Genomic DNA, 21,287 nt, shown 5'->3' on the forward strand with positions numbered 1-21,287 from the left:
TGATCCGGGCACAAAACAACTGTACAAAAACACAGTATATTTTGAATCAACACTCTCGAGCCCGGAGAACACCATGGCCTCTCATGCGATGAAAATCACCCTGGAACGTATCGCCCTCTTCCAATTCACCCCGGCCCACTGCGCCCAGGCCCGAGCGATGCTGGGTTGGAGTGTTGATGAGCTGGCCCGGGAATCCGGGGTTTCGGTAGAGGCCATCGAGCGGTTTGAGGCCAAGCGCGATGTGCTGGATGTTACCCGGCTGGCGTTGGCGTATTGCTTTGAGGCGCAAGGGTTGGTGTTTTTTCCTGGGTTTGCGCCGGGTCGCGGGATGAATGTGAAAGGGTCGACGCCGAACCCGGTTGGGCGGGCGGATTATGCGATGGTTGAGTGAGGTGTCAGCGGATGATTGATGTCGATGGAAGTGAAAGGCGAGCCAAATCCGAATACGTGATGAAGATCGGGCTTCTTCTTGAAACCGGTCGGTTGGACAAGACTGGGGCGGCGCAGAAGCTCGGGTTGTCTGAAGCGGAGCTGGATGAAATGCTCCGGGGAAAGTTTCGCGATTTGACCGTAGCGAAAATCTCGGAATACCTGAACCTGCTGGTCGATGCGCGGAGCTAGTCTGGATGTGGAGCCCGGGCCGCTTCCTTCGGCCCGGCGGTCAGTCATCACGCGTTCTGAGCTGAGACCTGATCGCTTTCACTTTCCATCCCGAGCCACCACGCACTACCTCGTTGCGGGTACATCACGTTGAACGCCTCACCCATTTGCGGCGTGGAAATCGACACATTGCGCTCCCAGGCCAACGCCAGGATCCTGTCGAAGGGCTCGAACCAGGCGTGCATCGACAAATCGAAGGTGCCGTTGTGAATCGGCAATAACCAACGGCCCTTGAGGTCGACGTGCGCTTGCAGGGTTTGCTCCGGTTGCATGTGAATGTGCGGCCACTCGACGTTATAGGCGCCGGTTTCCATCAGCGTCAGGTCGAACGGGCCGTACTGTTCGCCGATGCGTTTGAAGCCATCGAAATAACCGCTGTCGCCACTGAAGAAGATCCGCGTGTCGCCGTCGATCATCACCCAGGACGCCCAAAGCGTGCTGTTGCCGTCGAACAAACCACGGCCGGAAAAGTGTTGCGACGGGGTGGCAATGAACTGGACGCCGTCCACTTCAGTGCCCTGCCACCAATCGAACTGGCGCACTTTGCTGGCATCGACGCCCCACTTGATCAGGGTGTCGCCGACGCCCAGCGGGGTGAGGAAGTATTTGGCCTTGTCTGCCAGTTTGAGCACCGCGTGATAATCGAGGTGGTCATAGTGATCGTGGGACAGGATCACCGCTTCAATCGGCGGCAAGTCTTCCAGGCTGATCGGCGGCTGGTGGAAGCGTTTGGGGCCGGCCCATTGCACCGGTGAAGCGCGCTCGGCGAAGACCGGATCGGTGATCCAGAATTTGTCCCGCAGTTTCAGCAGTACGGTGGAATGGCCGAGGCGGTAGACGCTGTGGTTGGGTGCCGCGATCAACGCCGCCTGGGTCAGGGTTTGTACCGGCACCGGGGCGGTCGGGCGGGTGTTGCGTGGTTTGTGGAAAATCATGTTCCACATGATGCGCAACATGTTGCGACCACTTGCGCGTTGCACGGGGGCATGGTTTCGAAAGAGCCCTTCGGCCTGACGGGAAGCTTCAGGCGTATTGGCGTTTTCCGCAGCGGAGGATGAAGTGGCCATGACTGAGTGACTCCAGAAAAAAACCGCTAGATGGCGGTTTTTTACGGTGGGACGATAAATGGCCAAAGCACGCACGCATCAGCCGGACGATCTATTTTTCGCTGCACAGGATTAACAAAACATTACACTGAGCAGTGTAGTTTCTAGGTTGCATCAAAGCCGCTCACAAGTAAACTACCGAGTGTAATTCCCCTCTGCATCCTGCCGAAGCGTACTTATGACAGCTCCACAGCGCCTCACCGACCGAAAACGCGAAGCCATTATTCAGGCGGCGATTGCCGAATTCCGTGCAAACGGTTTCGACATCACCAGCATGGACAAGATCGCCGCCACTGCCGGTGTGTCGAAGCGCACGGTGTACAACCACTTCCCGAGCAAGGAAGAGTTGTTTGCCGAAATCCTCAATCAACTTTGGACACGGCTGACGGCAGTAGAAGAAATGTCCTACCGCCCTGACCTGCCTCTGCGCGATCAGATGCGTCTGATGTTTCAGGCGAAATTGCAGATGCTGGGCGATGACAATTTTCTCGATCTGGCGCGGGTGGCTATTGCCGCCACCATCCATTCTCCGGAGCGTGCACAGCATATGGTCGCCAGAATGGGCGAGCGTGAAGAAGACCTGACCGTGTGGATCCGCGCAGCCCAGCTGGACGGTCGATTGAAACCGGTCGACCCCGCCTTTGCCGCCCAACAGATCCAGGGAATGCTCAAGTCCTTTGCGTTCTGGCCGCAGATTTCCATGGGGTTGACGGGCCTGTCGCCCGAGATGCAGACCACCGTGGTGGAGTCGGCGCTGGACATGTTCCTGGCCTGTTATCAGGTCTGCGAAAAGTGACAATTTCCGCTACTCCCCCCTTATCGCTCAGCTCAAAATAAAACAGCACAAGGTGTTTCAGAATGAAACTGGGGCTGGGGCTATAGTAAGCCTCAGTCCCAGCGCCATGCAGAGAGCATCATGACCACCCCGACCACCGAAACCATGTCCACCGCTCCCGTCGACCACCTGCGCTTTCACCGCCCTCACGCCCACTTGGCACCCACCTTCGGCAACGACAAATTCGCCCTGCGCGCCGAAGCCTTCGCGCGGTTCTTCGGCACGCCGACCTTTCTCGGTGCTCAGACGCTGATCGTGGTGCTCTGGGTGTGCCTCAATGTCTTCGGCGTGACCCATTTCGACGTCTATCCGTTCATCCTTCTAAACCTGGCGTTCAGCCTGCAATCGGCCTACGCCGCCCCGCTGATTCTGCTGGCCCAGACTCGTCAGGCGGCGCGCGACAAAGCGCAGTCGGAAGCCGATGCGCAGCACCGTGAGGCCATCGCCGTGGCCAACACCGAACGTCAGGCCCAAGCCGCAAAAAACACCGCACAATTGTTGGAATTGCTCGAACAAAACACTCGGCTCACCGAGATGACCAAGACCCTCACCGAACGCATTGAAAACCTGACCACTGAGATGCATCAGCACTTCGTGCGCAAAGCGCCACCAACGGTTTAGCGCTCGCTCAGGGCAGTCGCAATGCTCGTCCCAACTCATCAAACAGCGTCACCACCGAGCGTAACGCGCGGCAGTCAGGTCGGGTGAGCAACCAGAGCGCGGTGTCTAGCCGCGCGCTACAAGCCGTTGGCCACGATTCACAGAGGGATTCGCGGGCCGTTGAGCTCAAGGGGCATCCGTTCTTTGTCGCCACGCTGTTTCAGCCGGAACGTGCGGCGCTCAAGGGCACGATGCCGCCGCCGGTCCGTGCTTTCATCAAGGCTTGTGTGAGGCAGGAACCATGACAACGCCTTACTACGCGGTGATTTTCACATCCCGGCGCATTGAAGGGGATCAGGGTTACGCCGAGGCCGCTGAACGCATGCTGGAACTGGCCCGTGAACAGCCGGGGTTTCTCGGCGTGGAATCGGCCCGGGGCGACGATGGGCTCGGGATTACGGTTTCGTATTGGGCCAATGAAGCGGCGATTCTGGCGTGGAAACATCATCCCGAGCACAGTGAGATACGTGAGCGTGGGCGCTCGACCTGGTATTCGGCGTGTCATACACGGGTTTGCAGGGTTGAGCGGGATTATCGGTTTCAGCGCTGAAAATTGCGCTGTCCTTTAGGCCGCCTTCGCGAGCAGGCTCGCTCCCACAGGGGGGCAGCGTCGCTCACAAATCCCATGTGGGAGCGAGCCTGCTCGCGAAGGGGCCATCCCAGTTACCGCAAAACTCAATCCTGTACCAGACTCCTGACCGCCGCAATCTCCGGCACTTCTCGCCGCGTCATGTACACCCGCAAAGGCTCGGTAATGTTGATCCGGTCATCAATGTTCTGGTCCAGCAACAACTGAATCAATTCGCGTTTGAGCGTCATGACCTGCTCCGGCCCCGGCTCCCAGACAAACTCGCTCACTGGAATAATGCCGTCATCGGCCACGTCCATGCCGAACGAGTCTTCGCTGAATCGCACAATGTAATGACCCGTCTTGCGGTTGAGGCCGACAAAGCCGTTGAGTTGGTCGGCGGCCTGGCAGATGAGCTCGGAAGTGATGCGCATATAAACCTCACAAAAGGTCGGTAACGACCGGTGATCGATGGTTTACACGCAAGGGAAATGACGCGGGTTTCCCTCTTCCGGGGAAACTGCCGTGGCCAAGAGTACTGCAAAGCAGCGCCCATGGGCGCTGAAAAAATCTGTTTCAAACACGTTTATGTCGGTCTGGCGATAGCGCTGGTAACGCTCAGTTGTTAAAAGAGACGTCTTTGAAAATCTCTCTGCGAAAGGATCTCGACATGCCGGTTACCATCACCCAAAGCGCCCTGTTGCTGAGTCTGATGCTCGGCCTCGGCCAGGCACAGGCCGCCAGCGAACCCGCCCCGAACGCGCTGGCAAGCCGATTGGGCATTCCGCACCCGGCGGTGATCGCTCACCGTGGCGCGTCGTTCGATGCTCCGGAATCCACCGCCGCCGCCTACAAACTGGCCCGCGACCTGGGGGCTGATTATCTGGAGTTGGACCTGCAACGCAGCAAGGACGGCGTGCTGTTTGCCCTGCACGACAACAACCTGCAACGCACCACGGACGTCGCCACCAAATTCCCTGAGCGCAAGGACAGCGTGGCCAACGAATTCACCATTGCCGAGCTGAAAACCCTCGACGCCGGCAGTTGGTTCAACACGGCTTACCCGGATCGCGCGCGTCCTTCCTACGCTGGCCTGAAAATCCTGACCCTGGACGAAATCATCGACATCGCCCAGGGCAACCCGTTGCACAAACCCGGTTTGTACATCGAGACCAAAGAGCCGAAGCAATTCCCCGGCATCGAGCGCGACCTCAAGGACAAGTTGCAGGACCGTGGCTGGCTGAGCCCGGTGGGTTCGAAACTGGCGAAGAGTGATGTGGCGGTCGGTCAGGGCAAAGGCAAAGTGGTGTTGCAAACGTTCGAGAAGAGTAGCCTCGAACTGCTGCAACAGGAAATGCCGAAAGTGCCGAAGATCCTGCTGTTGTGGGTCGGCGAAGGCAGCATCGAGCCGCAATCCAAGGTGACGTTCGCCGAGTCCGGCGACAAGGAAAAAGCCACCTACTACGCCAAACAGGAACCGAAAGACAAAGCCGAATTCCAGCAATGGGTGGAGTATGCCAAGGCCCAGGGCGCCATCGGCACCGGCCCCTCCGCCGCGTTGACCGAAGGTGGCGACCAGAGCTACTCGGACCTGGTGAAACCGTGGATGAACCAATTCACCCACGATCAGGGTTTGTTGGTGCACGTTTACACCATTGACGATGCGGTGGATTACCAGAAGGTGATGGAGGCCGGGGTTGACGGGATTTTTACCAATCGGGCCAGTGAGTTGTTGAAGTTTTATAAACGGCCGGCGGCCGGGACGGTTGCGCAGTTGCTGCAAAATAACGGGTATTGAAACCCTAAAGATCGTTCCCACGCTCTGCGTGGGAACGATCCGGTAACGGGAATTAAGGATGAATTAAGTTGCCCCCGCTAATCTGATCCTACTTAAACAGATCAATCCAAGGAAAGAACCTCATGAAAACCCTGACTGCCCTGTTCACTGCCGCCGCCCTGATACTCACCGCAGGCCTGGCTCAGGCTAAAGACGTTACTGTCAATCAGATCCCTCAGCTGGCCAAAGATGGCAAGATCAAGCCGCTGGAAGAACTGAACCAGATCGTTATGAAGTTGCACCCGGGTGCCACGATTACCGACAGCGATCTGGACAACCACTTCAACAGCTACGAATACGAAGTCGAATTGCGCGACGCCAAAGGTGTTGAATGGGACGTGGATTTGAATGCCGCCACCGGCGAAGTCCTGAAAAACAAACAAGACGACTGATACACACCGCAAAAAGCCGCACGATTTGCCAATCGTGCGGCTTTTTTGGATCTGGCGTCTCGTCCTGAATAAGGTTTACACCTTCAGTCTTCCTGTGCAGGCTTAAGCGCTTAAACGCGCCGTCACTTTATTCAACTGCGACGACAACCCATGCAGGTTTTGGCTCGCGGCTTCGGTGCGTTGCACGTTGTCCAGGTTGGTACTGGCGATGCTGGTGATCTCGGTGAGGTTACGTGAAATGTCCTCGGCGACCGACGTTTGCTCTTCAGCAGCAGTGGCGATCTGGCGGTTCATGTCGCGAATCGCTTCGACGGATTGGGTGATCCGCTCCAGCATCGCCCCGGCCTCGGTCACTTGTTGCACGCTTTCCTCACTGCGTGTCTGACCACTTTCGATGGCGAGGGCCGCGTCCACGGCACCGGTTTGCACGGTCTGGATGATCTGGTTGATTTCGATGATCGATGCCGCCGTGCGCTGGGCCAGGCTGCGGACCTCATCGGCGACCACCGCAAAACCACGTCCGGCCTCACCGGCACGGGCCGCTTCGATGGCGGCGTTGAGTGCCAGCAGGTTGGTTTGCTCGGCGATGCCGCGAATCACTTCCAGCACTTTGCCGATGCGACCGCTGTCGGTTTCCAACTGACGAATGACCGTGGCGGTGTTGGCAATTTCACCGCGCATCTGAGTGATGGTGCGGATGGTGCCCTGCATGACTTTTTCGCCCTGCTGCGCGGACTGGTCGGCATCGTCAGCCGCCCGTGCGGCGTCGGCGGCGTGACGGGCGACTTCTTGTGCGGTCGCGGACATTTCGTTCATCGCCGTGGCCACCTGATCGGTGCGGTTGAACTGCTCGTTGGTGCCACCCGCCATGAGGCCGGCGATGGAGTTCAGTTCACCACTGGCGCTGTCCAGATCCTTGGCGCTGCGTTGCAAATGGCTGAAGGTTTCGGCGAGGAAATCGCGCAAAGTATTGGCTGCGACAGCTAACTTGCCCAGCTCATCCTGACGGGTACTGACCACACGCTCGCCAATCTTGCCCTGGCTGAGGTGCGCTACATATTCGATCAGTTTTTGAATCGGTTCGACCAGGTTGCGGTTGACCAGCCACAGACTCAACAGACCAATCAACAAGCCCGAAGCGAGCATCACGATGATCCCCAGCAATACCGTGCGGTCAGCGTCGGCACTGATCAACTTTGCCTGCTCGTTGCCCTGCTTTCGCAATTCGCTGACCAATTCGCTCATCTGATCGCTGGCCGCGCGGTCCACGCCTTTCACTGCGGTATCGCCCGCTGTTGGATCGGCACCGGCGGCCACGTAGGCATCGCGGCCCTTGTGGTACGCGGCGCCCAGCAAGCGGTGTTCATCACGCAGACGTTCGATGCGGGTCTTTAGTTGCGGCTCGATGCCCTTCTGCCCGGCCAGCTCACCGAGGATGCTTTGCACCTCACGCTGACGGTCTTCGAATTGCTTCCAGTATTTGTCCAGGTCCGCCGGTTGCTTGCCTCGTAGCAGGACGTTTTTCCATTCCTGAACTTGCACCTTGAATTGCAGGTTGGCTTCATCGATCAACTGTGAAGTGCGCAGAGGGCCATCGATCAGATTCGCATAGCTCTGAACACCACTGGACAGAAAATGAAAGCAAGCCAAAGCAATCAGTAACATCGCCAGCAGGCTACCGCTCAACAAGGCGAGAATTTGTGCTCTCAGGGATTTTTGCAGCATCGAGTGATACTCATGACAAGGGGGGAGACACGCCATTACAAGGCGTGAACAGTGTCCGACATCCCTGTCAGCGACCGTGGCTCATGGCCAAGGGCGCGCACGTTAAGTAAGCGTGATCGGCGGTCCAGAGCGGTTCTTTAATCTATTTCGACCACCGGTAGAGCCGCTGTTTTTCCGCCATCACCCTGTCACAAAACTGTCAAAAATCCTTGCGATGATGCCGCTCAAGTGAACCTGTAAAACCCGCGACAGGCGCCTCCCTTGCGAGCACTCATGAACCACAGCATCGACCAAAGCCATCGCGACCCGGACCTGTTTGGCCTGCTGTACGGTTTCGTATTCCGCCCCGGTGAACGCGGGCGCGAGATTGATTCAGCCAAGGCGCTGCACTACCTGCAACAACCCGACGACAACGACCAATTCCTCTGGCTGCACCTGAACCTGGCCCACGCCGCGTGCGAGCGCTGGATGAAAAGTCATCTGGAGCTGCCGGACGAATTTTTCGAAGCACTGCACGAAGGCTCGCGCTCGACGCGCATCGAGCATGTGGATTCAGCCCTGCTGGCAGTGGTCAACGATGTGGTGTTCAACCTCAGCAGCATGATCTCCTCGGATGTCTCGACGCTATGGGTGTGCGCCCGCAGTCGGCTGATCATCAGCGCGCGCCTGCAACCGCTGCACTCGGTAGACAAGCTGCGCTCCTCGGTGAAGGCCGGTGAATGTTTTCGCTCGCCCCTGGAGTTGCTGGTGCATTTGCTGCGTGACCAGGGCGAGGTGCTGACGCAAATCGTGCGCAAGACCAGCTTGAGTGTCGATCAGATCGAAGATGAATTGTTGTCGTCGCGGCTGTCGACCAACCGGGCCGAACTGGGCGCTAATCGCCGGGTGTTGGTGCGCCTGCAACGCCTGTTGGCGCTGGAGCCGGGTTCGTTGCTGCGCCTGCTCAATCGACCGCCGCAATGGCTGCAGAAGGAGGACGTCAAGGAGCTGCGCAAGTCCACCGAGGAGTTTGCGCTGATCATCAACGACCTCATGGCGTTGGGTGAGCGGATCAAGCTGTTGCAGGAAGAAATCGCCGCCAACCTCAATGAGCAGAGCAACCGCACCCTGTTCACCCTGACGGTGGTGACAGTGCTGGCGTTGCCGATCAACATCATTGCCGGTTTCTTTGGCATGAACGTCGGCGGCGTACCACTGTCGGGCGATCCGGAGGGGTTCTGGATTCTGGTGGCGCTGGTCGCGACGTTTACCGTGATTGCGGGACGTTGGGCGTTTCGTAAGCGCCAGGATTACTGAACCTCACAGTGCCCTGTAGCAGCGGTGGATTCGGATCAACGGAATAACAAAAACCCCAAACCCTGACTTGGAACAGTCCCCCTGTAACAAATTGGAACGACCATCACTGACATTCCTCCTTCCTCAGGATTGTCCGTAATGGCTACTCCTTCCTTCCCCGCCAAAGCTCAGGCACCCGTCAGCAGCACCAGACCCCAACTCGATAAAAAACCCAGCGCCTTCACGCTGGTGATTTTTTTTGGCGTGCTGGCCATCGGGTTGCTGTTCACGGCTTATAGCCTGATGCGCGACGTGAAAGAAGTCGGCACGGTCGTCACCACCTGGACCCCGTATTTACTGCTGGGTGTGGCGCTATTGATTGCCCTCGGCTTTGAGTTCGTCAACGGTTTCCACGACACCGCCAACGCCGTGGCGACAGTGATTTACACCAACTCGATGCCGCCGAATTTCGCGGTGGCGTGGTCCGGGTTCTTCAATTTCCTCGGCGTGCTGCTGTCCAGCGGTGCGGTGGCGTTCGGCATCATTGCCCTGTTGCCGGTGGAACTGATTCTGCAAGTCGGCTCGTCCGCCGGCTTCGCCATGATTTTCGCCCTGTTGATCGCCGCGATCCTGTGGAACCTCGGCACCTGGTGGCTGGGCTTGCCGGCCTCGTCTTCTCACACGCTGATCGGCTCGATCATCGGCGTTGGGGTGGCCAATGCCCTGATGCACGGCCGTGACGGCACCAGCGGTGTGGATTGGGCACAGGCGACCAAGATCGGTTATGCGTTGCTGCTCTCGCCGCTGGTCGGTTTTGGTTTCGCCGCCCTGCTGTTGCTGGCGCTGCGCGCATTCGTCAAGAACCGCTCGCTGTACAAGGCCCCTGAAGGCAACACCCCGCCACCGTGGTGGATTCGCGGCATGTTGATCGTGACCTGCACCGGCGTGTCGTTTGCCCACGGCTCCAACGATGGCCAGAAAGGCATGGGCCTGATCATGTTGATTCTGGTGGGCACGCTGCCCATGGCCTACGCACTGAACCGCGCCATGCCGGCTGACCAGGCGCTGCAGTTTGCCGCCGTGGCGCAAGTGACCCAGCAGGCGCTGGTCAAGGCTGCACCGCAATTGGCCCCGGCCGACCCGCGCCCGGTGCTGTCTGACTACGTGCGCAGCAAGGAAGCCACGCCGCAACTGGTGCCGGCGCTCGCCGCACTCACCGGCAGCATTGGCGCTCAGGTCAAGGGTTACGGCTCGCTTTCCGATGTGCCGGCCGACGCTGTGGGTAACGTGCGTAACGACATGTACCTGACCAGCGAAACCATTCGCCTGATGGACAAGAACAAGGTCGGTAATTTCGACGCCGACACCAGCGCCAAGCTGCAACTGTTCAAGCAGCAGATCGATAACTCAACGCGGTTTATTCCAACCTGGGTCAAGATCGCGGTAGCGATTGCGCTCGGGTTGGGCACCATGGTGGGCTGGAAGCGCATTGTGGTGACGGTCGGCGAGAAGATCGGCAAGACCCACCTGACCTACGCCCAGGGCGCCTCGGCGGAAACCGTGGCGATGCTGACGATTGGTGCGGCGGACATGTTCGGCCTCCCGGTGTCGACCACCCACGTATTGTCGTCGGGTGTGGCCGGGACCATGGTCGCCAACGGTGGCGGTTTACAGATGAAGACCATCCGTAACTTGCTCATGGCCTGGGTGCTGACCTTGCCGGCGGCGATCCTGTTGTCGGGCAGCCTGTACTGGTTATTCACCCAACTGTTCTGACTAAACACAAAACCCTGTAGCAGCTGGCGCAGCCTGCGTTCGGCTGCGCAGCAGTCGTAAACCATAACGCGTGGTACATCAGACAAACCGCGTGCACAGGATTTACGACTGCTGCGCAGCCGAACGCAGGCTTCGCCAGCTGCTACAGGGATTTTTTTGCCTGTGCGAAAAGCATTTCGTCGCAAAAACAGGCATTTACGCATTTATTGAGCGACCACCCGCCGGTTGGCACTTCAGTTTGCTAACGTGTTGCCGACTCTTAGGAGACTCGATGCATTCAGGAGTGGAATCGTGAATCTGTATATCAATCAGCTTCAGCAAAAAGCTGACTTCAAAGAAGCTATCTACGCCGGCGACATCTTCCTGAACACTCAGCTGCGGGCGGCCAAAGAGCTGTGTGCGTTCGCTCAGGACAGCATCACCGCCGCTTTCGACGGCGAGACCAACCACCAGGCCCTGCACACGCTGATGCCGGTGGAAGAATTCGTGGTATTGGTGACGCGCCTCAAGGGCCAGTTCACCAACAGCCAGCGCGCCAAGGATTTGATCCTGTCGTTTATCGACGAGATCGGTGTCGACCCGCGCGATTACATTTTCGACGTGCCGCGTATTCGCGTGGTGCCCAACTATGACTACCTGCATGCCGGTGTCAGCTACGCGTACAAACCGCATCGCGACACGTGGTACGGCAGCGTCGATTGCCAGATCAACACCTGGATGCCGGTGCACACTATCCGCCCCGACCAGACCATGATGATCAACGCCGGCTACTTCGACGTGCCGGTGAAGAACACTTCCAGTGAATGGAGCCTCAACGACTGGATCAACAACCAGCGGCACAAGGCCAAGGACAACCTCAAGGAGGAAGTCCGCGTGCACCCGGTGCCGCTGGAGGCGATCAATACCGCGTCTGAAGTACGCATTGCCGGCAACACCGGTGAGATGCTGATTTTCTCCGGCTCGCACCTGCACGGCACGGTCGCCAACCACACCGAACAAACCCGCTTCAGCGTGGATTTCCGCCTGATGCACCTCGATGACCTCAAGCACAAGCGTGGCGCGATCAACGTCGACAGCGCCTGCCCTGACGTCGGCGCCGGTTTCAAAGACTATTTCCACGCCCACGACTTCTCGAATTTCCAAGGAATCCAGCAATGACCAAGCGTCGCATCACGCCTGCCGAGGCCCAGTACAACGAAACCCGTGCCAACGTTCTGAAACGGGTCGATGCCGAATACGTGGCCGACGCCCCGTTCGTGTTCGCCAACCGCATCGGCGTGACCGCTGCACTGTCGCGCATGGAACTGTTCAAGAAAGTCGCTGAAGTACCGGGCGCGATCATCGAGTGCGGCGTGTACAAGGGCAACTCGCTGATGCTGTACATGCACTTGTCGATGATTCTGGAACCGTACGCGATCAACCGTTCGATCATTGGCTTCGACACCTTCGAAGGCTTCCAGAGCATCGACAAGAAAGAAGACCCGGCCGACGTCAACGAGACCATGTTCTCTGACACCGACCAGTCGTTGATCCAGGACATGATCGACGCCAACGACCTGCTGCGCCCGGTCAACCGCATCCCGCGTTGCGAGCTGGTCAAGGGCGACATCGTCAAAACCGTGCCGGAGTGGGTCAAGACCCGTCCAGACCTGGTCGTGGCCATGCTGATCCTCGACACCGACCTATACGAATCGACCAAAGTCGCGCTGGAAACCTTCCTGCCGTACATGCCAAAAGGCGCGATCGTGGTATTGGACGAAGTCGCTTACCGCAACTTCCCGGGCGAAACAAAAGCCCTGCGCGAAGTGCTGGACCTGAACAAGATTGAGCTCAAGCGCTTGCCGTTTGACTCCTGCGTCGGCTATTTCCACGTCTGACACAAAACCCTGTGGGAGCGAGCCGGCTCCGGGCGGCGTTCCGACGATAGCGGTCTGACAGTCAACGATGATGTTGAGTGTGCAGGCCCCATCGTCGGAACGCCGCCCGGAGCCGGCTCGCTCCCACAGTTTTACGGGGTGTGCCTCCGGAGATTGCCAGCCAGACCCTCGCCAGCGACACCTCCAATGAAAAACAGTCTGATCATTACCCCGCTTTAGACACACACTGTTCGCCAACCCCGCGCGTCACCATCCGCTCCCGCACCACGTCGTATACCCAGTGGTAGATGTAGGTGTACGGCAGGAAAAACAGCAGCACGCCAATATCGAGCAGGAATGCTTCCCAGAAGCTGATCTTCAGCCACCAGGCAATCAGTGGCACACCGAGCGCGACCAGACCACCCTCAAACAGCAACGCATGGACCATCCGGACCCACGCGGTGCGAGCAATCTCGCAGCGCTTGAGCACGCGGTCGAACAGGCCGTTGAACACCACGTTCCAGGCCAGGGCCAGCGCCGCGATTGCCATGGTGACGACGCCCATGTCGAGCATCGGTTTGTCCATGATCCACGCCAGCAACGGGGTACAGATCAGGACGGCCAGCAGTTCGAAGCCAACGGCCTGGAAAACACGTTCAGTGATGGATTTGTTGACGCTCATGACCAGACTCCTCTGAGTGACGGTGGTTGCCATGATCCCTCACCACACCGATACTTCATAACCAATAACCATCGATCAAGGCGATAGTTCATGGCGTCTCACGAAGTGTTACTGGCGTTTGTCGAGGCCGCGACCCAAGGTTCGTTTTCCGCAGCGGCACGCAAATTGGGGCGCAGCCAATCGACCATCAGCGCGGCGGTGGCCAGCCTGGAAATCGATTTGAACCTGGTCCTGTTCGACCGTAGCAGTCGCAAGCCGAGCCTGACCCCGGCCGGGCATGTGATGCTGCAACGGGCTGAAGAAATTCTGGCCGCCACCAGCCGGCTGGAAATCACCGCCAGCCAGCTGTCACAAGGCGTCGAGCCAAAACTGACGGTGGCGATTTCCGACACCTATCAATCCGACCGGTTCGAAGCCGCACTGAGTGCTTTCGAACAGCGCTATCCGGACCTGGAACTCGAATGCCTGATTGCCGAATGCGATGACTTGATTTCGCTGGTGCAACGCGGTCGGGCGCAGGTGGCGTTCGCTGAAATGCAAGACAGCTATCCACCGGATCTGGTCAGTTCGACCGTCGACGAACGCACGGAAATCGCGCTGTTCGTCTCCCGCACGCATCCATTGACGGCGCTCGCTCATGTCGATCAGGACGTGCTGCAACAGCACCGTGAACTGCGTCTGGCAACCATCGTCAATCCGTATGAAAGTCGGGCAAAAGGACGCGTCTGGTCGGCACCGAGCTATTTGATGCTGCTGGAAATGGCCGAGGGCGGGTTTGGCTGGGCGCCGTTGCCGCGGTGGTTGGTGGCGCGGTTTGGCCAAGGTTCGTTGCAGGAACTTCAAGTGCGCGGCTGGCCGAAACCGGTGTATGTCGATGCGCTATGGTCGCGCCAGTATCCACCGGGGCCGGCGGGGAGCTGGCTGCTGAGCAAGATGTTGGAATGAAGGTCCTTCGGCCCTTATCGCGAGCAGGCTCACTCCCACAATTGACCGAGTTGTTCAGACAGATGCGGTCTAATGTGGGAGCGAGCCTGCTCGCGATGAGGTCCGCAAACTCACATCACTCCAAAGCCTTGATCCTCGCTTCAAGAAACCGCCGCTCCGGCACTTGCTGCGTCAGCTCCAGCGCCCGCTCATACGCTGCCCGCGCCTCGCCCACCCGCCCTAGCTGCCGACAAAACTCCGCCCGCGCCGAGTGGGCCAAGTGATAATCCTGCAACTCACCCCGATCCAAAATCGCCTCAACCAACGTCAGCCCCGCTAACGGCCCGTCCCTGCGGGAGATCGCCGCCGCGCGATTCAACTCGATCACCGGCGAAGGCACTGCCGCCAGCAACACGTCATACAAACCGACAATCTCCTGCCAATCCGTTTCCGCCGCCGAGGGCGCTTCGGCATGCACCGCCGCAATCGCCGCTTGCAGGCCATACGGCCCGATCTGCCCGGTGGTCAGCGCCGCTTCCACCAGCGCACACCCTTCGGCAATCATCCCGGCGTCCCACAACGCACGGTCCTGCTCGTCCAGCACAATCAATTCACCGTCAGCCGACGTCCGGGCCAGGCGTCGCGACTCGTGCAGCAGCATCAACGCCAGCAGACCTATCACCTCCGACTCCGGCAACAAGTCCATCAATAACCGCCCCAGCCGAATCGCCTCACGCGTCAGATCCTCACGCGTCACTTCAGCCCCGATGGACGCCGAATATCCTTCGTTGAACACCAGGTAAATCACCCGCAACACGCTGTCGAGGCGCTCGGGCAATTCCGCCAGTGTCGGCACTTGATAAGGGATTTTCGCATCACGAATTTTCGCCTTCGCCCGCACGATGCGCTGAGCGATGGTAGCGGGAGCCGAGAGAAACGCCCGGGCGATTTCTTCCGTAGTCAGGTCGCAGACTTCGCGCAAGGTCAGCGGTACTTGGGCATCCGCTGCGAGTGCCGGGTGACAGCAGGTGAAGATCAGGCGCAGGCGATCGTCTTCCACGTCTTCTTCACTCCAGTCGGCCTGCTCCAGCGCCTCGGCCTGCGCAATCAGCAGCGGCCGGGACGCGGCAAATCGCGCACGCCGACGCAATACATCAATCGCCTTGAAGCGCCCGGTGGACACCAGCCAGGTGCGCGGATTAGCGGGCACGCCGTCACGCTGCCAGCGTTCGACGGCAACGAAAAAGGCCTCGTGCAGGGCCTCTTCCGCGAGGTCGAAATCGCCAAGCAAACGAATCAGCGTCGCCAGAATCCGCCGCGAGTCTTCGCGGTAAACCTGCTCGACCCGGGCTTGCACCGAGGCGACAGGCATCAGGTCGGCATGCCTTCGCTGATCCGCGCTGCCTCGATCAACCGACTGCTGGATAACTCGAATTCGGCAGCCGTTCTTTCAGCACTCATGCAGCCTCCTTTTTGATCATTGTTATTCAAGCATTCAACTGTCGAACGGGACGCACCTCGACACAGCCGACACGGGCCGCCGGAATATTCCCGGCGACCTGGAGCGCTTCATTGAGGTCCCTGGCATCGATCAGGTAGAAGCCGGCCAATTGCTCCTTGGTTTCGGCGAACGGGCCGTCGGTGATCGACATCTTGCCGTTGCGCATGCGCACCGTGGTGGCGGTCTGCACCGACTCCAGCGCCTCGGCCGCGAGCATGCGGCCGCTGCCCTGAACCGACTCGGCGTAGGCCATGCACTCGGCGTCGTTCGGGCTCTCGGGCAACGAGTGCAAGGTGTGCTCGTTGCTGTAGACCAGGCATAGGTATTTCATATGGCTCTCCTGAATCGAACGAATCAACTATGGCTGCAGATCGAGGCGTTGGCGAAATTCCCGACGAATCGGCCTGACCATCAGGGCTGCAAACCGAACAGAGCCGCGCCGCTCTGCATGTCGAACGGGGCCGACCAGTGTTCGTGGACAATGCGCCACTGCCCGGCATCGCGACGGTAGCAAGCGGTCACGCGCATCCAGCAAGCCTGGGTTTCGCCCTGCTCGTTGGTGCCACCGCAATGGGCCAGCCAATGGGCGAAAGCGACGTGCTCATCCGCCACGATGTTCATATGATCGAAGTCGAACTTGTGCGGGCCCTGGCACATTTCCATGCACTCCAGCCAATGCGCGCGGTAGGCGGTCTTGCCTCGGAATTGCAAGGCCTTGACCGCGTCGTAGGAGACGATGTCGTCGGCATACAGGGCCATGATTTTATCCACGCTCTTGGAGATGACTGCGTCACGATAGGTGTTGATCAGGGCCTGGATTTCGTTTGTAGCGCTCATGGGGGTTCTCCGTGGTTTTTGTTGTGAAGACACCCTTAGTCGTTCGGCAAAAAACCAAATCGACAGCCGAAATAAAAAATAATCCAGCGGTGCAAACTCGCTAGAATCCGAGGCTCATTCGTGTTGGAAAAAGGACACTCCAGTGACAACCCGACTCGTGCCTTACGAAAGCCTGACCGCGCGCCAGCGCCAGCAGGTCGAGGCCATCGAAGTGCACAAAGAACAGATAAAATTCAGCGGCGACATTCACGGAGCGTTGCACTCCCTTTTGTCCAAACCCGGCCCCGGCGTCAAAGGATTTACGCTGCTGGTCGAAGACGTTCCCGTGGCCTTCCTGCTGCTCAAGCGCCCGCCCGTGCTACCGGCCTGGGCCGATGAACACAGCGCCACCCTGCATGCGCTGCAAGTCGATCAACGCGCTCAAGGCAAAGGCTATGGCAAAGCCTGCCTGCAAGCGCTGCCCGAGGTGGCGCGTCAGGCGTTTCCGGAAATAAAGGGGCTGGAATTGTCGGTGGATGCGGACAATGAGCCGGCTATCGCGCTTTATGCAAAGTTCGGCTGGGTCGACAGGGGGGAAGCGTATAAGGGGCGGATTGGTTATGAGCGACGGATGGGGTTGGTTTTTTGAGGTGTGAGGATGCGTAGATAACAGCCTGTCAGAGTAATAGACAGTAGTCGAGCAGCTGCTTCTCGATGCTTTGGCGCTGGCCGATGACCAACGCGACCACCACAAGCTTTTCGCTCGGGAACACCTCATACAGAACCCGCTGCCCCAAAGGCAGATACTCACGAAAATGGGTAACCCCCAAAGACGCCGCCTCCTGACAAACACCGTAAACAAGCGCCTGGCTGGCCAGTGCCGTAACAATTTGCATGACAAGTTGATCAACCATCTCTGCCGCTTTTTTGCGACCGCATTGTTGCGTCAGATAGTGCTCAAGCGAAACAACTCCATGCTCCGCAGCCGTCGCGAACTCTACCCTGTAAATTTCAGGCATCGTTATCGTCTTGCTGTAATTGACGACGCTGCGCCAGTCTGGCCAGAAGTGTGTCACCGGAAATCAGCTTGCCCTGCTCCTTGTCGCGGGAGGCAAACGAGAGCAGCTTAATCAGCGCAATGGCCTCGTCACGACGCTTACGCTCCTCATAGGACTCAATCACATAAGCCGGTACACCATTTTGCGTGACAAGCATGGGTTCGGAGAGATCCAGCGCTGCCGCATTCTTTTTTACAAAGCTGATGGTTTCAACTCGCATCACTCATTCCTCTGTCGCCAACCGTGCAGGCTGGACAATACAACACGGTCTGAATTTAGGCTATAAAAAAACTTATCTCAAGCAATCATTTACCCATCACAACTCCAACACCATCTCATGCCACGCCATCCCGCCATGGTCCGAGGCCGACGGCTTGATGTAGGCAAAGCCAAACCCGGCGTACAACGGGATATGCTGCTCCTTGCACATCAGGTGAATGCTGACCTTGCCCGATGCACGCATGCGCTCTATAAACTCGCCCATCAATCGCTTCGCCAGCCCCTGCCCCTGATAGTCCGGGTGCACCACCACCGACATGATCACCACGTGTGGGCCAGCCGGGTCGTGGCCGATCAGTTCCTTGAACGCTTCGTCCGACATTTCCACCTGAAACGCCGCACCGGAGTTGATGAAACCGGCTACCACGCCGTCAACTTCAGCCACGATGAAACCCTCGGGCCACGTGGCGATGCGGGTGGCGATTTTTTCCCGGGTGGCGGCTTCGTCGCCTTCATAGGCAACGGTTTCGATGGCGTAGCAGCGGTCCAGGTCAGCAGGCGTGACGTGACGGATGACGGTGTTCATGGCAGGTCGCAATCAGATGGAATAGGCCGAGGATCATAAATCAGCCTCCACACGACATCGAGAGACGAATCATCGAGCCGTCTCCCGATGCAGGTGTTCAGCCTTTGATCGGCAGCCAGATTTCCAGCTTGCCAGTGTTGAGCTTCGGGTTGAAGTCTTCGCTGTAGCGTTCGAATTCCGGGGCGTCCGCCGCCTCTTTACCGGACTGCGGCAGCCAGGTTTTCCAGATGTATTGAAAGGTTGCGGGCAGCTGGTCCAGCGATCCCTTGTGCTCGAATACTGCGTAACGCTGAGGTTGAACCTCGACCCAACGGTACTTCTCTGGCAAGTCGTCGAGTTTGTCGATCTCGACACCGGCGATGTATTCAAACCCGCCTTTGCCATCCGGATTGCAGCAGATGCCGTAGGTGACTTCGCCTTTTTGCCCGGGAATCTTGCCAATCTCAGGAATGAATTTCTCCCAAAGGTCGGGGATCGCCTTGGTCGTCTGCGCAGTAAATCGGCCACCAAACCCTGCAATGAGCAAGAAGTGCCCGTGTTCGAAGCGTGGCTCGTCCGGTTTTACGCCTGTTTGCTCATCCATGACTCAACTCCTGAGCTTAAAAATGGGTTCGGCTGGAAGTATAGAAGCCAAACCCGATTCGCCTAGCTACAGCGCGTGCAACTGTTCGACGGCCGCTGCGCCAACAAACTCGTTGTAACCCGATAGAATCACGTAGACCGCGAAATAGCAGAAGATCGCCGCCGATGCCATATAGGAATAACGCAGCAGTTTGTCGCCGAGCAACTTGCCGCCGTGGCTCGCGGCAAAGCACAAACCCGCGCTCCAGAGCAGACCGGCGCAGAGGAATCCACCTAGAAACAGCGCCGAACTGAGGGCACCCCCGCCGCCAGAACGGGCGATCAACGTGCCGCCCACCGCCGCGAACCACAAAATGGCGCTGGGCGAGGACATGGCCAGGAAAATCCCGCGGAAAAACTCCTTGCGATGGGAGTTCTGCCCCACCTCGTCGGCTTGCGCCAACACCGCTTCGTGGTGAATCGCCGAATAGATCATCTTCGCCGCGAAATACACCAGTAACGCCGAACCGCCAATCCACAGGACCCAACGTACGGTTTCGTATTGCAGCAAAACGGTCATGCCCGCCAGCGCCAGCACCGCATAGATCAGGTCGCCGACACAGGTGCCCAATCCCAGCGCAAAGCCTTGGAAATAGCCGCGTTGCATGGCCAGGGTGATCATCGCGATATTGGCCACGCCGATATCCAGGCACAACGAAAGGCTCAGCAAGAAGCCGCTGCTAAATTCCATCACCCGATTTCCTTCGGAAAAAATTGTTTACACACTGGCTGGACAGTTTGCCACGACTGCCCTTACATTCCGCAACAGGCCACCGCAGTGGCCAACGTCGCTCGGACGGTTCCGGGCGCTTACGTTATCCGAGGCAACAATGGCCGAACAAGGTTCGCCGCGCCGCTTTGCGCGCATAGATCGACTCCCCCCTTACGTTTTCAATATCACTGCCGAGCTGAAGATGGCCGCCCGTCGTCGTGGCGAAGACATCATCGACTTGAGCATGGGCAACCCTGACGGCCCGACCCCGCCGCACATCGTCGAAAAACTGGTGACCGTCGCTCAGCGCGAAGACACCCACGGCTACTCGACCTCCAAAGGTATTCCGCGTCTGCGCCGGGCGATTTCCAATTGGTACAAGGATCGCTACGAGGTCGACATCGACCCGGAAACCGAAGCCATTGTCACCATCGGTTCCAAGGAAGGCCTGGCGCACTTGATGCTGGCCACTTTGGATCAAGGCGACACCGTGCTGGTGCCAAACCCGAGTTATCCGATTCACATCTACGGTGCCGTAATTGCCGGCGCCCAGGTGCGTTCGGTGCCGCTGATTCCGGGGGTGGATTTCTTCGCCGAACTGGAACGGGCGATTCGCGGCTCGATCCCGAAACCGAAAATGATGATTCTCGGCTTCCCGTCCAACCCCACCGCGCAGTGCGTGGAGCTGGATTTCTTCGAGCGCGTGATCGCCCTCGCCAAACAGTACGACGTACTGGTGGTGCACGATCTAGCTTACGCCGACATCGTCTACGACGGCTGGAAAGCCCCGTCGATCATGCAGGTGCCGGGGGCCAAGGACATTGCGGTGGAGTTTTTCACCCTGTCCAAGAGTTACAACATGGCGGGCTGGCGGATCGGCTTCATGGTCGGCAACCCGGAACTGGTCAACGCCCTGGCGCGGATCAAGAGTTACCACGACTACGGCACCTTCACCCCGCTGCAGGTCGCGGCGATTGCGGCACTGGAAGGCGATCAGCAATGCGTCAAGGACATCGCCGAGCAGTATCGGCAGCGGCGCAACGTGCTGGTCAAAGGCTTGCATGAACTGGGCTGGATGGTCGAAAATCCGAAGGCGTCGATGTACGTCTGGGCCAAGATCCCCGAGGCTTATGCGCACCTGGGCTCACTGGAGTTCGCCAAGAAACTGCTGGCCGAGGCCAAGGTCTGCGTCTCGCCGGGCGTGGGCTTTGGTGAGTACGGGGATGATCATGTGCGCTTCGCGCTGATTGAAAACCAGGACCGGATTCGTCAGGCCGTGCGCGGGATTCGCGGAATGTTCAGGGCGGATGGGTTGGTCACCAAATCTAACGCCTGACACATAACACTGTGGGAGCGAGCCTGCTCGCGATTGCGGACTTACATTCAACATCTTCGTTGAATGTTAAGCCCTCATCGCGAGCAGGCTCGCTCCCACATTTGTTTGGTGGCGATCACAAAAGCTGTGTCACCACCTGTAT

General features: G+C 58.6%; 26 protein-coding genes and 1 pseudogene. 14 read left to right on the forward strand and 13 right to left on the reverse strand.

The features are described 5' to 3' along the window. Positions 1-73 precede the first annotated feature (73 nt). Together J2Y56_RS12540 and J2Y56_RS12545 are read left to right on the forward strand one after the other, a co-directional pair. On the forward strand, positions 74-391 hold the full coding sequence (locus J2Y56_RS12540) for a helix-turn-helix transcriptional regulator (RefSeq protein WP_007946091.1): 318 nt from the start codon (positions 74-76) through the stop codon (positions 389-391). Between the two features lie 11 nt (positions 392-402). Continuing rightward, the gene (locus J2Y56_RS12545) at positions 403-621 is read left to right on the forward strand and encodes an XRE family transcriptional regulator (protein ID WP_310336068.1); all 219 of its coding nucleotides are present in this window, start codon (positions 403-405) and stop codon (positions 619-621) included. 47 nt (positions 622-668) lie between these two features. Here the strand turns inward: J2Y56_RS12545 and J2Y56_RS12550 are convergent, their stop codons facing one another. After that, positions 669-1,727 carry an MBL fold metallo-hydrolase gene (locus J2Y56_RS12550; protein WP_310350467.1) on the reverse strand — a complete coding sequence of 353 codons (1,059 nt, stop codon included), beginning with the start codon at positions 1,725-1,727 and terminating at the stop codon, positions 669-671. A gap of 217 nt (positions 1,728-1,944) precedes the next feature. On the opposite strand from J2Y56_RS12550, the gene J2Y56_RS12555 reads away from it, so the two are divergent. Continuing rightward, positions 1,945-2,562, forward strand: a complete 618-nt coding sequence (locus tag J2Y56_RS12555; protein ID WP_007946094.1) for a TetR/AcrR family transcriptional regulator — start codon at positions 1,945-1,947, stop codon at positions 2,560-2,562. A 120-nt stretch (positions 2,563-2,682) separates the two neighbouring features. Next, a complete protein-coding gene (locus J2Y56_RS12560) occupies positions 2,683-3,222 on the forward strand; it encodes a DUF1003 domain-containing protein (RefSeq protein WP_007946095.1) in 540 nt (179 codons plus the stop codon). Positions 3,223-3,229: 7 nt separating this feature from the next. On the opposite strand, the pseudogene J2Y56_RS12565 reads toward J2Y56_RS12560, so the two are convergent. Next, positions 3,230-3,325, reverse strand: a pseudogene (locus J2Y56_RS12565) (LysR family transcriptional regulator); the annotation flags it as partial. Positions 3,326-3,502: 177 nt separating this feature from the next. Here J2Y56_RS12565 and J2Y56_RS12570 point away from each other — a divergent pair. Beyond that, positions 3,503-3,811, forward strand: coding sequence for an antibiotic biosynthesis monooxygenase (locus J2Y56_RS12570; RefSeq protein ID WP_310350472.1), 309 nt, complete (start codon positions 3,503-3,505; stop codon positions 3,809-3,811). A 125-nt stretch (positions 3,812-3,936) separates the two neighbouring features. Here J2Y56_RS12570 and J2Y56_RS12575 read toward each other — a convergent pair whose 3' ends face one another. After that, a complete protein-coding gene (locus tag J2Y56_RS12575) occupies positions 3,937-4,263 on the reverse strand; it encodes a DUF2025 family protein (RefSeq protein WP_310350476.1) in 327 nt (108 codons plus the stop codon). A 236-nt stretch (positions 4,264-4,499) separates the two neighbouring features. On the opposite strand from J2Y56_RS12575, the gene J2Y56_RS12580 reads away from it, so the two are divergent. Together J2Y56_RS12580 and J2Y56_RS12585 are read left to right on the forward strand one after the other, a co-directional pair. After that, entirely contained in the window at positions 4,500-5,627 is a 1,128-nt protein-coding gene (locus J2Y56_RS12580) for a glycerophosphodiester phosphodiesterase (protein ID WP_310350479.1), read from the forward strand. 122 nt (positions 5,628-5,749) lie between these two features. Further along, the gene (locus tag J2Y56_RS12585; RefSeq protein WP_310350482.1) at positions 5,750-6,058 is read left to right on the forward strand and encodes a PepSY domain-containing protein; all 309 of its coding nucleotides are present in this window, start codon (positions 5,750-5,752) and stop codon (positions 6,056-6,058) included. A 102-nt stretch (positions 6,059-6,160) separates the two neighbouring features. Here J2Y56_RS12585 and J2Y56_RS12590 read toward each other — a convergent pair whose 3' ends face one another. Next, positions 6,161-7,819: a methyl-accepting chemotaxis protein gene (locus J2Y56_RS12590; RefSeq protein ID WP_405046854.1), complete on the reverse strand. Its 1,659-nt coding sequence runs from the start codon at positions 7,817-7,819 to the stop codon at positions 6,161-6,163. Between the two features lie 237 nt (positions 7,820-8,056). Here J2Y56_RS12590 and J2Y56_RS12595 point away from each other — a divergent pair, with 237 nt between their 5' ends. The 4 genes from J2Y56_RS12595 (at position 8,057) to J2Y56_RS12610 (ending at position 12,711) form a co-directional block, all read left to right on the forward strand. Beyond that, a complete protein-coding gene (locus J2Y56_RS12595; protein WP_310350486.1) occupies positions 8,057-9,079 on the forward strand; it encodes a transporter in 1,023 nt (340 codons plus the stop codon). 138 nt (positions 9,080-9,217) lie between these two features. Then, complete coding sequence (locus J2Y56_RS12600) at positions 9,218-10,834, forward strand: inorganic phosphate transporter (RefSeq protein ID WP_310350488.1); 1,617 nt, start codon at positions 9,218-9,220, stop codon at positions 10,832-10,834. Between the two features lie 291 nt (positions 10,835-11,125). Beyond that, positions 11,126-11,992 (forward strand): hypothetical protein, encoded by an 867-nt coding sequence (locus J2Y56_RS12605; protein ID WP_310350491.1) that lies wholly within the window; start codon positions 11,126-11,128, stop codon positions 11,990-11,992. Continuing rightward, positions 11,989-12,711: a TylF/MycF/NovP-related O-methyltransferase gene (locus J2Y56_RS12610; protein WP_007946102.1), complete on the forward strand. Its 723-nt coding sequence runs from the start codon at positions 11,989-11,991 to the stop codon at positions 12,709-12,711. Before J2Y56_RS12605 ends, J2Y56_RS12610 begins: the two co-directional genes overlap by 4 nt. A gap of 205 nt (positions 12,712-12,916) precedes the next feature. Here the strand turns inward: J2Y56_RS12610 and J2Y56_RS12615 are convergent, their stop codons facing one another. After that, positions 12,917-13,372, reverse strand: a complete 456-nt coding sequence (locus tag J2Y56_RS12615) for a multidrug/biocide efflux PACE transporter (RefSeq protein WP_310350494.1) — start codon at positions 13,370-13,372, stop codon at positions 12,917-12,919. Between the two features lie 90 nt (positions 13,373-13,462). On the opposite strand from J2Y56_RS12615, the gene J2Y56_RS12620 reads away from it, so the two are divergent. Then, the gene (locus tag J2Y56_RS12620) at positions 13,463-14,317 is read left to right on the forward strand and encodes a LysR family transcriptional regulator (RefSeq protein ID WP_007945383.1); all 855 of its coding nucleotides are present in this window, start codon (positions 13,463-13,465) and stop codon (positions 14,315-14,317) included. A gap of 115 nt (positions 14,318-14,432) precedes the next feature. Here J2Y56_RS12620 and J2Y56_RS12625 read toward each other — a convergent pair whose 3' ends face one another. From J2Y56_RS12625 to J2Y56_RS12635, 3 genes are all read right to left on the reverse strand, one after another. After that, complete coding sequence (locus tag J2Y56_RS12625; protein WP_310350496.1) at positions 14,433-15,668, reverse strand: RNA polymerase sigma factor; 1,236 nt, start codon at positions 15,666-15,668, stop codon at positions 14,433-14,435. Between the two features lie 115 nt (positions 15,669-15,783). Then, positions 15,784-16,128 carry a YciI family protein gene (locus tag J2Y56_RS12630; protein ID WP_310350499.1) on the reverse strand — a complete coding sequence of 115 codons (345 nt, stop codon included), beginning with the start codon at positions 16,126-16,128 and terminating at the stop codon, positions 15,784-15,786. 80 nt (positions 16,129-16,208) lie between these two features. Beyond that, the gene (locus tag J2Y56_RS12635; RefSeq protein WP_310350501.1) at positions 16,209-16,634 is read right to left on the reverse strand and encodes a nuclear transport factor 2 family protein; all 426 of its coding nucleotides are present in this window, start codon (positions 16,632-16,634) and stop codon (positions 16,209-16,211) included. A 142-nt stretch (positions 16,635-16,776) separates the two neighbouring features. Here J2Y56_RS12635 and J2Y56_RS12640 point away from each other — a divergent pair, with 142 nt between their 5' ends. Continuing rightward, positions 16,777-17,262: a GNAT family N-acetyltransferase gene (locus tag J2Y56_RS12640; protein ID WP_310336085.1), complete on the forward strand. Its 486-nt coding sequence runs from the start codon at positions 16,777-16,779 to the stop codon at positions 17,260-17,262. Between the two features lie 28 nt (positions 17,263-17,290). Here J2Y56_RS12640 and J2Y56_RS12645 read toward each other — a convergent pair whose 3' ends face one another. The 5 genes from J2Y56_RS12645 to J2Y56_RS12665 form a co-directional block, all read right to left on the reverse strand. Continuing rightward, a complete protein-coding gene (locus tag J2Y56_RS12645) occupies positions 17,291-17,632 on the reverse strand; it encodes a hypothetical protein (RefSeq protein ID WP_150779096.1) in 342 nt (113 codons plus the stop codon). Next, entirely contained in the window at positions 17,625-17,891 is a 267-nt protein-coding gene (locus J2Y56_RS12650; RefSeq protein WP_150779097.1) for a type II toxin-antitoxin system Phd/YefM family antitoxin, read from the reverse strand. The genes J2Y56_RS12645 and J2Y56_RS12650 overlap by 8 nt, the downstream gene beginning before the upstream one ends. 96 nt (positions 17,892-17,987) lie before the next feature. Beyond that, positions 17,988-18,476: an N-acetyltransferase gene (locus tag J2Y56_RS12655; RefSeq protein ID WP_310350504.1), complete on the reverse strand. Its 489-nt coding sequence runs from the start codon at positions 18,474-18,476 to the stop codon at positions 17,988-17,990. Between the two features lie 97 nt (positions 18,477-18,573). Beyond that, the gene (locus J2Y56_RS12660) at positions 18,574-19,059 is read right to left on the reverse strand and encodes a GyrI-like domain-containing protein (protein WP_007945392.1); all 486 of its coding nucleotides are present in this window, start codon (positions 19,057-19,059) and stop codon (positions 18,574-18,576) included. A 66-nt stretch (positions 19,060-19,125) separates the two neighbouring features. Then, positions 19,126-19,788 carry a LysE family translocator gene (locus J2Y56_RS12665; protein ID WP_007945393.1) on the reverse strand — a complete coding sequence of 221 codons (663 nt, stop codon included), beginning with the start codon at positions 19,786-19,788 and terminating at the stop codon, positions 19,126-19,128. Positions 19,789-19,927: 139 nt separating this feature from the next. Between J2Y56_RS12665 and alaC the strand changes: the two genes are divergently transcribed. Then, positions 19,928-21,145, forward strand: a complete 1,218-nt coding sequence (alaC, locus tag J2Y56_RS12670) for an alanine transaminase (protein ID WP_310350509.1) — start codon at positions 19,928-19,930, stop codon at positions 21,143-21,145. Positions 21,146-21,287: the final 142 nt, after the last annotated feature.

The sequence above is a fragment of the Pseudomonas sp. BE134 genome (assembly GCF_031456105.1).
Taxonomy (GTDB): domain Bacteria; phylum Pseudomonadota; class Gammaproteobacteria; order Pseudomonadales; family Pseudomonadaceae; genus Aquipseudomonas.

Excerpts from the sequence above, each read along its gene's own strand:
- J2Y56_RS12540 (WP_007946091.1), top strand. The coding sequence starts at position 74 with ATGGCCTCTCATGCGATGAAAATCACCCTGGAACGTATCGCCCTCTTC.
- J2Y56_RS12545 (WP_310336068.1), top strand. The coding sequence starts at position 403 with ATGATTGATGTCGATGGAAGTGAAAGGCGAGCCAAATCCGAATACGTG.
- J2Y56_RS12550 (WP_310350467.1), bottom strand. The coding sequence starts at position 1,727 with ATGGCCACTTCATCCTCCGCTGCGGAAAACGCCAATACGCCTGAAGCT.
- J2Y56_RS12555 (WP_007946094.1), top strand. The coding sequence starts at position 1,945 with ATGACAGCTCCACAGCGCCTCACCGACCGAAAACGCGAAGCCATTATT.
- J2Y56_RS12560 (WP_007946095.1), top strand. The coding sequence starts at position 2,683 with ATGACCACCCCGACCACCGAAACCATGTCCACCGCTCCCGTCGACCAC.
- J2Y56_RS12570 (WP_310350472.1), top strand. The coding sequence starts at position 3,503 with ATGACAACGCCTTACTACGCGGTGATTTTCACATCCCGGCGCATTGAA.
- J2Y56_RS12575 (WP_310350476.1), bottom strand. The coding sequence starts at position 4,263 with ATGCGCATCACTTCCGAGCTCATCTGCCAGGCCGCCGACCAACTCAAC.
- J2Y56_RS12580 (WP_310350479.1), top strand. The coding sequence starts at position 4,500 with ATGCCGGTTACCATCACCCAAAGCGCCCTGTTGCTGAGTCTGATGCTC.
- J2Y56_RS12585 (WP_310350482.1), top strand. The coding sequence starts at position 5,750 with ATGAAAACCCTGACTGCCCTGTTCACTGCCGCCGCCCTGATACTCACC.
- J2Y56_RS12590 (WP_405046854.1), bottom strand. The coding sequence starts at position 7,819 with ATGGCGTGTCTCCCCCCTTGTCATGAGTATCACTCGATGCTGCAAAAA.
- J2Y56_RS12595 (WP_310350486.1), top strand. The coding sequence starts at position 8,057 with ATGAACCACAGCATCGACCAAAGCCATCGCGACCCGGACCTGTTTGGC.
- J2Y56_RS12600 (WP_310350488.1), top strand. The coding sequence starts at position 9,218 with ATGGCTACTCCTTCCTTCCCCGCCAAAGCTCAGGCACCCGTCAGCAGC.
- J2Y56_RS12610 (WP_007946102.1), top strand. The coding sequence starts at position 11,989 with ATGACCAAGCGTCGCATCACGCCTGCCGAGGCCCAGTACAACGAAACC.
- J2Y56_RS12615 (WP_310350494.1), bottom strand. The coding sequence starts at position 13,372 with ATGAGCGTCAACAAATCCATCACTGAACGTGTTTTCCAGGCCGTTGGC.
- J2Y56_RS12620 (WP_007945383.1), top strand. The coding sequence starts at position 13,463 with ATGGCGTCTCACGAAGTGTTACTGGCGTTTGTCGAGGCCGCGACCCAA.
- J2Y56_RS12625 (WP_310350496.1), bottom strand. The coding sequence starts at position 15,668 with ATGCCTGTCGCCTCGGTGCAAGCCCGGGTCGAGCAGGTTTACCGCGAA.
- J2Y56_RS12630 (WP_310350499.1), bottom strand. The coding sequence starts at position 16,128 with ATGAAATACCTATGCCTGGTCTACAGCAACGAGCACACCTTGCACTCG.
- J2Y56_RS12635 (WP_310350501.1), bottom strand. The coding sequence starts at position 16,634 with ATGAGCGCTACAAACGAAATCCAGGCCCTGATCAACACCTATCGTGAC.
- J2Y56_RS12645 (WP_150779096.1), bottom strand. The coding sequence starts at position 17,632 with ATGCCTGAAATTTACAGGGTAGAGTTCGCGACGGCTGCGGAGCATGGA.
- J2Y56_RS12650 (WP_150779097.1), bottom strand. The coding sequence starts at position 17,891 with ATGCGAGTTGAAACCATCAGCTTTGTAAAAAAGAATGCGGCAGCGCTG.
- J2Y56_RS12655 (WP_310350504.1), bottom strand. The coding sequence starts at position 18,476 with ATGAACACCGTCATCCGTCACGTCACGCCTGCTGACCTGGACCGCTGC.
- J2Y56_RS12660 (WP_007945392.1), bottom strand. The coding sequence starts at position 19,059 with ATGGATGAGCAAACAGGCGTAAAACCGGACGAGCCACGCTTCGAACAC.
- J2Y56_RS12665 (WP_007945393.1), bottom strand. The coding sequence starts at position 19,788 with ATGGAATTTAGCAGCGGCTTCTTGCTGAGCCTTTCGTTGTGCCTGGAT.
- alaC (WP_310350509.1), top strand. The coding sequence starts at position 19,928 with ATGGCCGAACAAGGTTCGCCGCGCCGCTTTGCGCGCATAGATCGACTC.